Raw genomic sequence first — 13,298 nt, forward strand, 5'->3', positions numbered from 1 at the left:
GCCGCCCCCGCGCCGCACGAGGTCTGAGTTTCGAACGTGCCGACCGGTCACCTGTGGTCGTCTCCACTGTACCCGCGTGAGCTGCGGCTCCCGACATCCGCCGATGCGGCGGGTCGGGCCGGCGACCCGCGGGCCCTCGCGGCCGCCTGGAGCACGGCGCGAGGCCCGCCGCCTCGTGGGCGACGGGCCTCGCGGTCCGATGGAGTCGCGGCGAGCGCCGCTGGACCGTTCAGACGCGGGTGCGGCTACGACCGCGCAGCGACAGGTAGATCGAGATGAAGATCGCGGCCATGACCGTTCCGGCCACGACGCCCCACCAGGCGATGCCACCGCTGCTGTTGTTGTAGTTGAACACCAGGCTCAGCAGCCACGAGCCGACGAGGGCGCCGAGCGCGCCCAGGAGGATCGTCATGAGGACGGAGATGTTCTGCTTTCCGGGCATGACGAGACGGGCCAGGGCGCCGATGATGGCGCCGACGATGACGGTGGTGATGATCGTGGTCATGATGACTCCTTAGACAAGATGTGACACAGCTCGGACGACCACGCTCGGAGCACGAAGGGCCGAGAGTGCTCGGGTGAGCAGCAGGGCGCCGGTCGGGCACCCGTCCAGAACTCTTTGCCCCTTCCGGCCCCCGTTCATGCACCAGGTTGCCTACAATTCGCGGCGCCGACTCCGCGAGGGGCCGCAATCGGCGCCGCGCCGCGCCTGGCCTCGGCTTTAGAGGTTGCCGAAGCCCACTCCGCCCTTGCGCGCCGACCCGATCTCGACGTAGCCGACGACGGCGGCCGGCACGAGGAAGACGGTCCCCTTGGCGTCGACGAGGCGCAGCGGCGACCCCGAGGCCACGGAATCGGACACGGCCCGCTCGACCTCCTCGGGTGCGGCCTCGGACTCGATGGTGATTTCCCGCCCGGTGTGCAGGACGCCGATCTTGACCTCCACGAGGTCTCCCTTCGCTGGTGAACGGGTCCGCCGGGCGGACCGCTCCGTGCTGACTGGCTGGCTGGTCGGCGTCGCGTGCGCGCCGACTCGCGATCGCCTTCCCTCGAGCCTAACCGCCCGCCACCTGCGCCTGTTCCGCCTCCGACGGGCGGCGGCGCACCCCGCGCCACGCCATCCGGGCGACGAGCATGGCCGCGTCCTCGCGGGGGATGCCGTCGGAATGCGTGAGCCAGTGCCGGGCCGAGGTCTGCGCCAACCCGACGATCCCCGTCGCGATGAGCAGTGCCTCGGGCTCGGTCATGTCGGTGTCCTCGCGCAGGAACCCGGCGACGGTCACGGCGCACCGGTGCTGGACGTCTCCGGCGCGGGCGGCGACCTCGGGGACGTTCGTGAGGTCGGACTCGAAGACGAGGCGGTACGCCCCGTCGTCCTGGGCGACGAAGTCGAAGTAGGCGGCGATGGTCGCGAACACCCGGTCCTTGCTCGTCCCCGCCGCGCCCAGCGCCGCCGCGACGGTCTCGAGCATGCGCTCGTTCGCGGTCTCGAAGAGGGCCAGGTAGAGCTCCAACTTGCCGGGGAAGTGTTGGTAGAGCACCGGTTTGGAGACACCCGCCCGGTCCGCGATCTCGTCCATGCCGGCGCCGTGATAGCCGCGGGAGACGAAGACCTCCTGAGCGGAGCGCAAGAGCTGGGCGCGACGCGCCGACCGCGGCAGGCGGACCCCGCGCGGGGGGCGGCCGGCGCCGGACGTGCCCGCGCGGGCGGGTGTCGCCGAGGCGTCGGAGGACCTCTCCTCGCTGCTCACGCGTGCTCCTCACTCGGGGCCGGCGCCGGGTCGGGCCTCGGCGACGCACGGGCCGCGGCGTGCGCCCGTACGCCCGGGAGTCTATGTCGTGGGCCTCGGCCGCGCGGGCGGATTCCTCGGATCGCGCAGGTCAGGGCCCGTGCCGGGTGGCCGGGGGTGACCTTGTCGGTGGCGGGTGCTCGAATGTCCCCGTGCCCGAGACCTCGACGACCGTCCTCGCCCGGCCCGCGCCCGCGGTCCCGGACGGATGGCCCGCGGGGCGCGCCGCCGACGAGAGCCAGTGGGCGGCGGTGACCGCGTGGACGCCGCGCGGACAGAACGTCTCCGGCGGTGGCGGCCGGGTCCGCCGGGTGCTGGGAGCCCCGGGCACGGGCAAGACGTCGGTGGCCGTGGGCGTGGTCGTCCACCGCGTCCGGCGCCACCGGGCGGACCCCGACCGGTGCCTGCTCGTCGCCCCCACCCGAGTGGGGGCCGCGGCCCTGCGAGAACACCTCACCGCGCGCCTCGGCGCCACGACGACCCGTCCCCTGGCGCGCACCCTGCAGTCCTTCGCCTTCGGCCTGCTGTCCACCGACGCCGCGCGGCGCGGCGATCCCACGCCGCGGCTGCTCACCGGCGCCGAGCAGGACGTGGTCCTGCGCGACCTGCTGCGCGGCCACGGCGAGGGCGGGGTGCCGCGGCCGGCCTGGCCCGGCGAGCTCGAGCACGCCCTGGCCACCCGCGGCTTCCGGGCCGAGCTGCGGGACCTGCTCATGCGCGCGGTCGAACTCGGCGTCGAGGCGCACGAGCTCGCCGACCTGGGCCGCTACCACGGGCGCCCCGAGTGGGTCGGCGCCGCCGACGTCCTGCGCGAGTACGACCAGGTGACGGCCCTCGCGTTCCCGGGGGCCTACGACCCGGCGTGGGTGCTCGGATGCGCCGCCGACCTCGTGGAGGACGACGACGAGACCGCGGCCGACCTCGCCGCGGACCTCGACCTCGTCGTCGTCGACGACGCCCAGGAGCTCACGCGGGCCGGGCTGCGTCTGCTCACGCGCCTCGCCGCGCTCGGGGTCGAGATCGTGCTCGTGGGCGACCCCGACGTGACGACCGGGACCTTCCGCGGGGCCGACCCGCATGTCGTCGGGCGCGACTGGGTGGTCATGGGCGCCGGACCCACCCACGTGCTCGAGCACGCCCACCGCGGCGGCCCGGGCGTGCGCGCCGCACTCGACCGCGTGACCGCCCGGATCGGCTCGGCGGGCGCGGTGGGCCACCGCGGCCCGGCGCCCTGGCCGGGCGGCACCGGCGGCAGCCACCCGAGCGGCCGCGACGGCCTGCGTGACGAGGTCGAGGTGACCGTCGTCGGCGGAGCGGCGGCGGAGGCCGCGCTGGTGGCGGAGCGGCTGCGCGCCGCTCATCTGCTCGAGCGCGTCCCGTGGTCGGCGATGGCCGTCGTCGTGCGGGCGGGGGACCGGGTCGCCCACCTCCGCCGCGTCCTGACGGCCCGTGGGGTCCCGGTGCGGGCGGGTGGCGCCCAGGTGGCGCTGCGCGACGAGCCCGCCGTGCGGCCCCTCCTCACCCTGGTCGACGTCGTGACGGCCGGGACGGCGCTCGACGCCGACGTGGTGCTCGACCTCCTGATGTCCCCGCTCGTCGGCGCCGACTCCCTTGCGATGCGGCGCCTGCGGCGGGCGCTGCACCGGGCCGAGCTCGCCGCGGGCGGGCGACGCGGCGGCGACGGCCTCCTGCTCGCGGCCCTGGACGAGCCCGAGCTCCTCGACGACCCCGAGGTCGGGCCGGCCGGCGAACCGGCCCGGCGGCTGCGCCGGATCCTGGCCGCCGGTCGTGCGGCGGCGAGGCGGGTCACCGACCCGGCCGAGGCCACCTCGGGTCCCGACCGGCCGGACGTCCCGGCCGACCTCGGCGCCGGCGATCGTCCCGGCGGCGCCGACCTCGGCGGACACGACGACGCCGGCGGTCCCGCCGGCGTCCCCGACACCGAAGAGGTTCTGTGGGCGTTGTGGGAGGCCTGCGGGGTGGCGGAGCCGTGGCGTGCCGCGGCCCTGTCCGGCGGCGGCCGCGGGGCGCAGGCCGACCGCGACCTCGACGCCGTGCTCGCGTTGTTCGACGCGGCGCAGGCGTACGCCCGACACTCCGGCGGCCGCGGCCCGGAGGGCTTCCTCGAGCACGTCAACGCCATGTCCGTGGCCGGAGACAGCCTCGCCCGAGCCGCGGTGGAACGGGACAGCGTCACCCTGAGCACCGTCTCGGGGGTCGCGGGCGCGGAGTTCGACCTCGTGTGCGTCGCGGGCGTGCAGGAGGGGGCCTGGCCCGACCTGCGCGTCCGGGGCTCCCTGCTGGGCTCGTCGGCGCTGCTCGACGTCGCGACCGGCCGGGCGGGCGACGAGCGCGCCGCCCGCCGGGCCGTGCGCGCCGACGAGACCCGGTTGTTCCTCAGCGCGATCGGCCGGGCCCGGCGGCGGCTGCTCGTCACGGCCGTCTCCGACGACGATCAGGCGCCGTCCACCCTGCTCGACCTCGTCGACCCGCCGACGGGCGACGACCGGCCCGTCGTCGAGGTCGGCGATCCGCTCAGTCTCGCCGGTGTCGTCGGGGCGCTCCGCCGCCGCGCGGTCCTCGACGCCGACCCGGGCGCGCGGGCCCACGCGGCCGATCGCCTGGCCGTCCTGGCCGCGAGCGGGGTGCGGGGCGCCGACCCGGGGTCGTGGTGGCACCTGCGCGACGTCAGCGACCGCCGGCCGGTCCGCGCCGACGACGCGGCGGTGGCCGTCTCGCCCTCGCGCGTCGAGACGTTCTCGCGGTGCGGGCTGCGGTGGCTGCTCACCGGCAGCGGTGGCGACGACCCCCGACGCGGTGGTGCGGCGGACGTCGGCACCCTCGTGCACGACATCGCGGCGACGGTCGACAACGGCGACGAGGCCGCCCTGCTCGCGGCCCTCGACGATCGGAGCGACGAGCTCGGCCCCGGGCAGGGGTGGATCGCCCGCCGACGGCTCGAAGCGGCCCGCGGCATGCTGCGTCGCCTGGCCGCCTACGACCTCGCCGCCCGGGCCGACGGGTGGGAGGTCGTGGGAACGGAACTCGACGCCCGGGCCCGGATCGGCCGGGCCGCCGTCACGGGCCGGGTCGACCGGCTCGAGCGGCGCGCCGACGGAGCGCTGCGCGTCGTCGACCTCAAGACGGGGTCGTCCAAGCCGACGGCGGCGCAGCTCCCGCGCCACCCGCAGCTCGGCACGTACCAGGCGGCGGTCGAGCACGGGGCGTTCGGCGAGGCCGGCGACGTGTCGGCCGGGGCCGCCCTGGTCCAACTCGGTCGCGCGGCCGGGGTCGCCCCGACCGTGCAGGAGCAGGCGAGCCCCGCCTCCGACGACGACCCCCGATGGGCGGAGCAGCTCGTCACCCAGGCGGCGGAGGGCATGGCGGGGGGCACGTTCGACGCGCAGGTCGGCCCCTGGTGTCGGGTCTGCCCGCTGCGCACCGCCTGCCCCCTGCAGCCCGAGGGAGGGCGACTGTGAGCGCCGTCGGCGGTCCCGCCCCCACGCCGATCGGCGCGGGCGTCGTCGCCGACGCGCTCGGGTTGCCGGCGCCCACGCCGGAGCAGCGGGCCGTCATCGAGGCCCCGCCGGAGTCCCTCCTCGTCGTCGCCGGCGCGGGATCCGGCAAGACCGAGACCATGACCTCCCGGGTCGTGTGGCTGGTGGCCAACGGTCTGCTCGAGCCCCAGCAGGTGTTGGGGCTGACGTTCACGCGCAAGGCCGCGGGGGAGCTCGGCGCCCGGATCTCGCGGCGGCTGGCCCGGCTCGCCGACGTCGGGCTCTGGGACCCACCCGACGGGGACGCGGGCGAACGCCCGGTCGTCTCCACCTACCACGCGTACGCCGGCCGCCTCGTCGCCGAGCACGGCATGCGGATCGGCGTCGAGCCGGACGCGCGCCTGCTCGGTCAGGCGGCCGCCTGGCAGCTCGCCCACGAGGCCGTGCTCGCGTACGACGGGCCGATGGACGACGTCGAGGCGGCCGAGTCGACCGTCACGGCCGCGGTCGTCGATCTCGCCGGGGAGCTCGCCGAGCACCTCGTCGGCATCGAGGACGTCGACGGCCTGCTCGGAGCGATCGTCGACCGCATCGACGCCCTCCCGGCGCGGCGCGGCCCCGGACGGGGCTCCGCGCTGCCGGCGGGGGTGCGAGCCCTGCGGGCCCGCGCACGGGACCAGCGGCTTCTCCTGCCGATCGTCGACGCGTACGCCCGGACCAAGCGGCGCCGCGACAGCCTCGACTTCGCCGACCAGGTCGCCATCGCGGCGCGGCTCGCCCAGGAGGTGCCCGCGGTCGCCGCGCTCGAACGCCGCCGGTACGCCGCCGTCCTGCTCGACGAGTTCCAGGACACCTCCGAGGCCCAGCTGCGCCTGCTGCGGGCCCTCTTCGCGGCCCCGCCGGGCCCCGGGGTGCCCGTCATGGCGGTCGGCGACCCCCACCAGTCGATCTACGCCTGGCGCGGGGCCGGGGCGGGCACCCTCGCCCGGTTCCCGGCGCTCTTCGGCGCCGGCTCGCGCCGCGTCCCCACGCTGGCCCTGTCGACGAGCTGGCGCAACGACACCGCCGTACTCGACGTCGCCAACGCGGTCGCCCGGCCCCTGCGCGAGGGGTCGCGGGTGCCGGTCGAGCGGCTCGTCGCGAGGCCCGGCGCCGGCCCCGGGCGGGTGAGCGCGGCCCGGTATCTCACCGAGGAGGACGAGGCCGACGCCGTCGCGCGCTGGGCCCGTGCCGCCTGGGACGGCGCCGCACTCCGGCCCCCGGCCCCTTCCGCCGAGGACCCCGCCGACGGCGCGGCCGACCCGCCGCCGACCGCGACGCCCCCGGCCCGCCCCACGGGTCCGGTGGACCCCCCGAGCGTCGCCGTCCTCTGTCGCCGACGCGCCCAGTTCCCGGCCGTGGTCGAGGCCCTGCAGGCGCACGGGCTGCCGGTGGAGGTCGTGGGGCTCGGTGGTCTGCTGACCACCCCGGAGGTCGGCGACATCGTCACGGTCCTCACGGTGGTCGACCACCCGACCCGGGGGGACGCGCTCATGCGGGCGCTCACCGGCGCGCGGTTCGGTCTCGGCCCGGCCGACCTCGACGCGCTCGGGACGTGGGCGCGCGAACTCCACCGTCGCCGCGTCGCCGCGGCTCCGGCGGCGGTCGACCCGGCCGGAGCGGGCCCGGCCGACGCGCCGCCGCGGGTCGCCGCACGCGTCGGCCCCGACGAGGCCCCGAGCCTCGTCGAGGCGCTGGAGGAGTTGCCTCCGTCGTCCTGGGCGGGTCGGGACGCGCAGCGGCTGGGCGAGACGGCCCGGGGCCGGCTGGCCGAGCTCGCCGGCGTCCTGCGCGCCCTTCGCGCGTCGGCCTACCTGCCCCTGTCCGATCTGGTCCTCGAGACCGAGCGCGCCCTCGGGCTCGACGTCGAGTTGCTCTCGCGCCCCGACGTTCCGGCGGAGGCGGCCCGGGTCCACGTGGACGCCCTCGTCGAGGTCGCGGCCGAGTTCTCGGCCGCCGTCGACCGGCCGACCCTGTCCGGGTTCCTCGCCTGGCTCGAGGCCGCGCAGACCCAGGAGCGGGGCCTCGACCTCCCGGTCGGGACCGTCTCGGGTCACGCGGTGCAGGTGCTCACCGTGCACGCCGCCAAGGGGCTGGAGTGGGACCACGTGGCCGTCCCCGGGCTCGTGGAGGGGGCCTTTCCCTCCTACCGCATCGGCGGGAGCTCCGTGCGAGGCGGAGAGTGGGCCGCCGCGCCGCCCACCGACAAGGGCTGGATCACCGGCCTCGCCTCGCTGCCGTACGACCTGCGCGGCGACGCGGCCGAGCTGCCCCGGCTGCCGTGGCGTGACGTCGAGGACCTCGCCGACCTCGAGGCCGCGCTGCGTGACCACGCCGTGCAGGGCGGCCGCCGCGCGGTGGAGGAGGAGCGACGCCTCGCGTACGTCGCGTTCACCCGGGCGCGGCGCGAGCTGCACCTCAGCGCCCACGTGTGGGGGACGCCGACGACGCCCCGACCCACCTCGCGCTTCCTGGCCGACCTCGTCGAGTCACCCGGCCGGGTCGAGACGACGACGTGGGCCCCGATGCCGCCGATCGACGAGCCCGCGGTCCACCCGGGCGGCGGCCGCCCCACGGCCGCCGCGTGGCCGCCGGAGCGCGCCGACGCGGCCGAGGACGTCGTGTGGGCGGCCGCGCGCGACGTCGAGCGGGCCGCTCCGGGAACGGGCCGGGTGCCCCCGACCGACGTGGCCGCCGCCGACCTCGACCGACGCATCGACGCGCTGCTCGCCGAGCGGGCGCGCAGCACGGAGAAGCGCGGCCGAGCGGCCGGGATCGACCCGGGGTACCTGTCCGCGTCGGACGTCGTCGCCCTCGCCCGGAACCCCGGCCGGTTCGCAGCCGGTCTCCGCCGGCCCGTCCCGGAGCCGCCGAGCGCGCAGGTGCGGGCGGGTGTGGCCTTCCACGCGTGGATCGAGGCCTACTACCGTCGGCCCGGCGAACTCGACCTGCTCACGGCGTCGGACGAGCCCGGCGCCGACCCGGCCTCCTCGCCCGACGACGCCGAGCTCGACCGGATGCGCCGGCACTTCCTCGCCTCGCCGTGGGCCGACCGGTCGCCGCTCGACCTCGAGACGTCCGTCGAGACCGTCATCGACGGCGTGCCGATCCGCGGCCGCCTCGACGCGGTCTTCCCCGATCGTGGCGGCGGCGTGGTCATCGTCGACTGGAAGACGGGTCGGGCACCCGCCGGGGGCGAACGAGACGCGCGTGCGTGGCAGCTCGGCCTGTACCGCTACGCCTACCGCCGGCTCACCGGCCTGCCCCCCGAGAAGGTGCGGGCCGTCTTCTTCCACGCCGCCGACGGGCGCACGGAGGAACCGCCGCTGCCGAGCGACGAGGAGTTGCAGGCCGCCCTCGCCGACCTGTTGAGGTTCGACGAGCGGTCGGGTTGACGCAGCCGAGGACCCGTCGCCCCACGTCGACCCCGCACGCCTCGAGTGCGTCGACCCGTCGATGGCCCTACCGGCCGCCGGTCAGCGGCGGGTTCGTGGGCCGCGTTCCGCCGCGGACAGGGGCGTGTCGCCCTGGGCCGGCCCGGCTGGCCTCGGCTCCCGGGTCGTCGGTGCGTGCGGCGACTCGAGCCGGTAGGCGCGATCCGCCGGGTTCTCCCGGCTGCGGCTCTGCTTCGTCCCGTCCGGCTCTCGTCGCGGGTCCGGATCCTCGTCGGCCTCGTCGGCCGCGGGCCCGGTGGCGGCCGGGGAGCCGGGATCGGACGCTCCGGGGGCATCCGGGTCCGGGTCACGCGGGGACGCGCCGCGCGGTGACACCGCGTCCGTATCCCCGCCGCCCGCATCGCCGCCGCCAGGATCCCCGTCCTCCGGATCCACGCCGCCGGAACGCCGACCCCCGGCGACCGGGGCGGGTGGCCCCTGGGCGTCGGTGGCGTGCCGATCCGCGGCCTCCTCGACGCCGTCCTCCCCGATCGGGCCGCGCGCGGGGGAGGCGAGGCCGCCGACCGTCGTCGCGGAGGCCGGGGGGCCTTCGTCGTGAGGTGGGTCGCCCGCGTCGCCCGCGTCGCCCACGCCGGTCCCGCGCTGGTCGCGTCCGACGTCCGACGTGCCGGTGCGGGCGGTGTTCTCCCGGCGGGCGATCTCGGAGGTGTCGACGAGCTGGGTCGCCAACGGGTCCTGCGGCCCGTCGCGATCGTCGTCGGACTGGTCGGACTGGTCGGCACGGGCAGGGCGGGCAGTGTCGTCGCCGCCGACCGCGACCCCGCCGACGGGCGACCCGGCGCGGTACCAACTCTCCTGCGCGGGAGAGGAGTCGAAGTCGAGCGGCAGACGGTCGGCCACGGTGTGGGCCCGGTTGCCGCTCGTCCCCGGTGCGGAGACCAGGTCGTCGAGGGCCCGCAGGGACGCGGTCGCCGCGGTGACGTGCCGGCGATCCCCGAGGTTGCGGGCCGCGAGCAGGTCGGAGAGCAGTCGCAACTCGCCGAGGAGGCGGCAGCGGTCGACGAGGTGCGCGTCGGCGGGCTCGGACCGGGCGTCGCCGTAGGCCCGCAACACCGAGGCGAACGCCTCGGGGTCGGCCTTGGTGAACACCTCCGCGAGGTCTTCGGCCGGGTCGCCGACGTGGGCGCCCTCCCAGCTCGTCACGCCGACGACGGCGCAACGGGAGGCGTCGTCGGGGTCGTCGAACCGGAAGAGGACGTGGGACTCCTCGAGGCGGCCGTGCACCGCGGTCGGCGCGAACCGCCACCACGACACGTCGTCGAGCATGCGCTCCCACCGGTTGAGCAGACCGGTCGGGACGAGTCCGGTGGCGGCCCCCCGGTCGACGTCGACCTGGCGTCGGGTCCGTAGCTGCGTCGCGTCGTAGTCGGGGACGTCGGCCTCCTCGTAGAGACGTCGGTCGATGTCGTGCACGGCCGCGACGGCCCGCCCGAGGTGGGTGGCCGGGCCCGGCCCGGGCGGCAGGGCCGCGAACGAGACGGGGTCGCCGGGGATGAGCGGGTAGACCACGGCGCGGCGGCCGTCGCGCAGCGACACCGCCCCCTGCGGTTCGGGCACCGCGAAGGGCAGGCGCGGCGCGAGCAGGTGCAGCAGATCCGCCGACTCGTCCTGCAGGGCGGCCGCGACCGCGTCACCCGGCAGCCGGACCACCCAGCGTCGACCCTCGTGGTCCTCGACGAAGGCCACCCGGAAGCGCTCGCCGACGCGGTCGGCGACCTCCTCGACGGCGACCGGACGCAGACCGGGGACCGCGGCGGCCGCCAGGGCGGCGAGATGATGGGATCGGCGACTCACCGGGCCACCGTATCCACCGCGGTCGCCGCGACCCCGCAGACTCCCCGCGCCTCCGGCGACCGCACGACACGGCGGCTCGCCCCCCGCCGCGGCCACCGAGCCGGGGCGGCGACCCGCGCGACCCGGCGTGCGGTCGCCGGGCCCCCGGGCGTCCGTAGGGTGGAGCTCATGGCCGATCCGCGTTCCCCACGCCCCGCTCCCGGCCCGCTCGACCGCCGCGGGGTCGAGCGGGATGACCCAGACCTGCTGCCGCGCCTGCTCGCCGAACCGGGCACCCGCGTCGTCGAGCTGAGCGGCGGGCGAGCCCCCGTCGTGGAGTCGGGGGGTGAGGTCCGCGTCGTCGACCGGGCGCCGGCCCCGGGCGACGAGGAGGCCCTCGCGTTCTTCCTCGGCCGGGAGAGCACCGACACCTCGGGCGCTGCCCACGTCGTCGTCGTCCTCCCGGCCGGACCGGACGGGCAGGACCCGACCGGGTCCGAGGTCACGCAGGAGGTGACGTGGCAGGGCATCCGCGACGTCGGGGCGGCGCTGGCCGACGGTGATCTCGACCGGCTCATGACCGGCGTCGCGCTCGCCAACTGGCACGCGTCGCACCCGCACTGCCCCCGCTGCGGCGCCCGGACCCATCCGGTGAACGCCGGCTGGGTCCGCCGCTGCGAGGCGGACGGGTCCGACCACTTCCCCCGCAGCGACCCGGCGGTCATCATGGCCGTCCTCGATCCCGACGACCGCCTGCTCCTCGCGCGCAACCCCGCCTGGCCCGCCGGGCGTCGCTCCGTCCTCGCCGGGTTCGTGGAACCCGGCGAACGCCTCGAGGAGGCCGTGGCCCGCGAGGTGGCCGAGGAGGTCGGGATCGTCGTCGGGGACGTCGCCTACGCAGGCAGCCAACCGTGGCCGTTCCCGGCCTCGCTCATGCTCGGCTTCACCGCCCGCGCCACCACCGGCGAGATCGTGTGCGACCCGGCCGAGATCGCCGAGGCCGACTGGTTCACGCGCGAGGAGCTCGCCACCGCCGTCGCCGACGGATCCCTGGGCCTGCCGGGCCGCACCTCGATCGCGCGCCGCCTCGTGGAGGGCTGGTACGGCACCCGGATCGTCCCGCCCGCCGAGGTCTCCTTCCACCGGCCGGACTGACGCCCGCGCGTGGTCCGAGCGTGTCGGGGTGCCGGGGCCCGTCGAGTCCCTCGGGGGCCCGGGGTTCGTCCAGGTCCCGGGCGTCGACGGCGTGACCCGCGGCTCGACCCGTATCGTCGTGGCCATGCCTATCGCCAGTCACCCCCACCGCGAGGGACGCGCATGAGCGCCGGTCTCGTCGCCCTCCTCGACGACGTCGCCGCGCTGGCCAAGCTGGCCGCGGCCTCGGTCGACGACGTGGGAGCCGCCGCGGGTCGCGCCAGCGTCAAGGCGGCGGGCGTCGTCGTCGACGACGCGGCCGTCACGCCCCGCTACGTCACCGGGTTCACTCCCGACCGGGAACTGCCCGCGATCAAGAAGATCACCATCGGGTCACTGCGCAACAAGCTCGTCTTCATCCTCCCGGCCGCGCTGCTGCTCAGCCAGTTCGCGCCCTGGGCGCTCACGCCGCTGCTCATGCTCGGCGGCACGTACCTCAGCTACGAGGGCGCCGAGAAGATCTGGGAGAAGGTGTCCGGGCACTCCGCCGAGAACGCCGAGCCCGTCGCCATGCAGGGCGAGGACGCGGAGAAGCAGATGGTGAGCAGCGCCATCCGTACCGACTTCATCCTCTCCGCCGAGATCATGGTCATCGCCCTCAACGAGGTGGCCGCCGAGAGCATCTGGCGCCGCGCCGCCATCCTCGTCGTCGTCGCCTTCGTCATCACGATCGGCGTCTACGGGTTCGTCGCGCTGCTCGTGAAGATGGACGACATCGGCCTGCACCTGTCGAAGCGGGACTCGGGCGCGGCCAAGCGGATCGGTCGGCTCCTCGTCCAGGGCATGCCCAAGGTGCTCGCGGCGCTCGGCATCGTGGGCACGGTCGCCATGCTCTGGGTCGGTGGCCATATCCTCCTCGACGGCGCGGCCAAGCTCGGTCTGGCCGCGCCCTACGAGCTCGTCCACCACGCCTCGGAGGCGGTCGCCCACGCGACCGGCGCGGTCGGCGGGGTCCTCGGGTGGTTCACCGGCACCGTCGCCTCGGCCCTGGCGGGCCTCGCCGTCGGGGCGATCGTCGTCGCGATCATGCATGTCGTGCCGAAGCGGTCGGGGCACGACGCGAAGACCCACTGACCCACTGACCGCACTGACCCACTGACCCACCCGGTTCGCCGGGCCGGGCGTCCGGCAAACCGGGCGCCGACGAGTCGCCCCAGGACACCGCCCCGAGAGAATGGGGGCGGTGTCCTGCGTGAGCGGGGGCGGTCAGGCGCGTCGGAGCGCCTCGTCCGGGTCGGGATTGGTCTCGACGCCGCCGTCGGCGAAGACGACGGTGGGCACGACACGGTTGCCGTGATTGACGCTCTCGACCCAGGCGGCCGCCGCCGGGTCGCGCTCGACGTCGACGACGCGGGTGGGCAGGTCGGCCGCGGACGTCCGGCCGAGCAGCCGGGCACAGTACGGGCACCACGTCGTCGCGTAGACGGTGAGGGTGCCCGGCGCCGGGACGATGGGGTGCTCGCTCATGAGGCTCCTTGGAAGGACGAGAGGTCGTGGGCCGCGCAACCCCGGGGCGGCTTCCGGCATTCCCGGCGCCACCCCGGCCGGGC

The 13,298-nt window shown here is 76.5% G+C and carries 9 protein-coding genes; 4 read left to right on the forward strand and 5 right to left on the reverse strand.

Annotated elements, in window-relative coordinates; translation table 11 throughout:
* Positions 1–229: 229 nt before the first annotated feature.
* The 3 genes from ICW24_RS07625 to ICW24_RS07635 form a co-directional block, all read right to left on the reverse strand.
* Positions 230–505 carry a GlsB/YeaQ/YmgE family stress response membrane protein gene (locus ICW24_RS07625; protein WP_226345124.1) on the reverse strand — a complete coding sequence of 92 codons (276 nt, stop codon included), beginning with the start codon at positions 503–505 and terminating at the stop codon, positions 230–232.
* 216 nt (positions 506–721) lie between these two features.
* Positions 722–946 carry a DUF3107 domain-containing protein gene (locus ICW24_RS07630; protein WP_226345125.1) on the reverse strand — a complete coding sequence of 75 codons (225 nt, stop codon included), beginning with the start codon at positions 944–946 and terminating at the stop codon, positions 722–724.
* Positions 947–1,055: 109 nt separating this feature from the next.
* Positions 1,056–1,751 carry a TetR/AcrR family transcriptional regulator gene (locus tag ICW24_RS07635; RefSeq protein WP_226345126.1) on the reverse strand — a complete coding sequence of 232 codons (696 nt, stop codon included), beginning with the start codon at positions 1,749–1,751 and terminating at the stop codon, positions 1,056–1,058.
* Between the two features lie 191 nt (positions 1,752–1,942).
* On the opposite strand from ICW24_RS07635, the gene ICW24_RS07640 reads away from it, so the two are divergent.
* Both ICW24_RS07640 and ICW24_RS07645 read left to right on the forward strand, forming a co-directional pair.
* Positions 1,943–5,269, forward strand: a complete 3,327-nt coding sequence (locus tag ICW24_RS07640; RefSeq protein ID WP_226345127.1) for a PD-(D/E)XK nuclease family protein — start codon at positions 1,943–1,945, stop codon at positions 5,267–5,269.
* Positions 5,266–8,721, forward strand: a complete 3,456-nt coding sequence (locus ICW24_RS07645; RefSeq protein WP_226345128.1) for an ATP-dependent helicase — start codon at positions 5,266–5,268, stop codon at positions 8,719–8,721. The genes ICW24_RS07640 and ICW24_RS07645 overlap by 4 nt, the downstream gene beginning before the upstream one ends.
* 81 nt (positions 8,722–8,802) lie before the next feature.
* On the opposite strand, the gene ICW24_RS07650 is transcribed toward ICW24_RS07645, so the two are convergent.
* Entirely contained in the window at positions 8,803–10,575 is a 1,773-nt protein-coding gene (locus ICW24_RS07650) for a phosphotransferase (RefSeq protein WP_226345129.1), read from the reverse strand.
* 168 nt (positions 10,576–10,743) lie between these two features.
* Between ICW24_RS07650 and nudC the strand changes: the two genes are divergently transcribed.
* Positions 10,744–11,709, forward strand: a complete 966-nt coding sequence (gene nudC / locus ICW24_RS07655; RefSeq protein WP_226345130.1) for an NAD(+) diphosphatase — start codon at positions 10,744–10,746, stop codon at positions 11,707–11,709.
* Between the two features lie 162 nt (positions 11,710–11,871).
* A complete protein-coding gene (locus ICW24_RS07660) occupies positions 11,872–12,822 on the forward strand; it encodes a DUF808 domain-containing protein (protein WP_226345131.1) in 951 nt (316 codons plus the stop codon).
* A gap of 132 nt (positions 12,823–12,954) precedes the next feature.
* On the opposite strand, the gene ICW24_RS07665 is transcribed toward ICW24_RS07660, so the two are convergent.
* Positions 12,955–13,215 (reverse strand): glutaredoxin domain-containing protein, encoded by a 261-nt coding sequence (locus ICW24_RS07665; RefSeq protein WP_226345132.1) that lies wholly within the window; start codon positions 13,213–13,215, stop codon positions 12,955–12,957.
* Positions 13,216–13,298: the final 83 nt, after the last annotated feature.

The organism is Agilicoccus flavus, assembly GCF_014857905.1.
Lineage (GTDB): Bacteria > Actinomycetota > Actinomycetes > Actinomycetales > Dermatophilaceae > Agilicoccus > Agilicoccus flavus.

Coding starts and splice junctions, on each gene's coding strand:
- ICW24_RS07625 (WP_226345124.1), bottom strand. CDS start 505: ATGACCACGATCATCACCACCGTCATCGTCGGCGCCATCATCGGCGCC.
- nudC (WP_226345130.1), top strand. CDS start 10,744: ATGGCCGATCCGCGTTCCCCACGCCCCGCTCCCGGCCCGCTCGACCGC.
- ICW24_RS07660 (WP_226345131.1), top strand. CDS start 11,872: ATGAGCGCCGGTCTCGTCGCCCTCCTCGACGACGTCGCCGCGCTGGCC.
- ICW24_RS07665 (WP_226345132.1), bottom strand. CDS start 13,215: ATGAGCGAGCACCCCATCGTCCCGGCGCCGGGCACCCTCACCGTCTAC.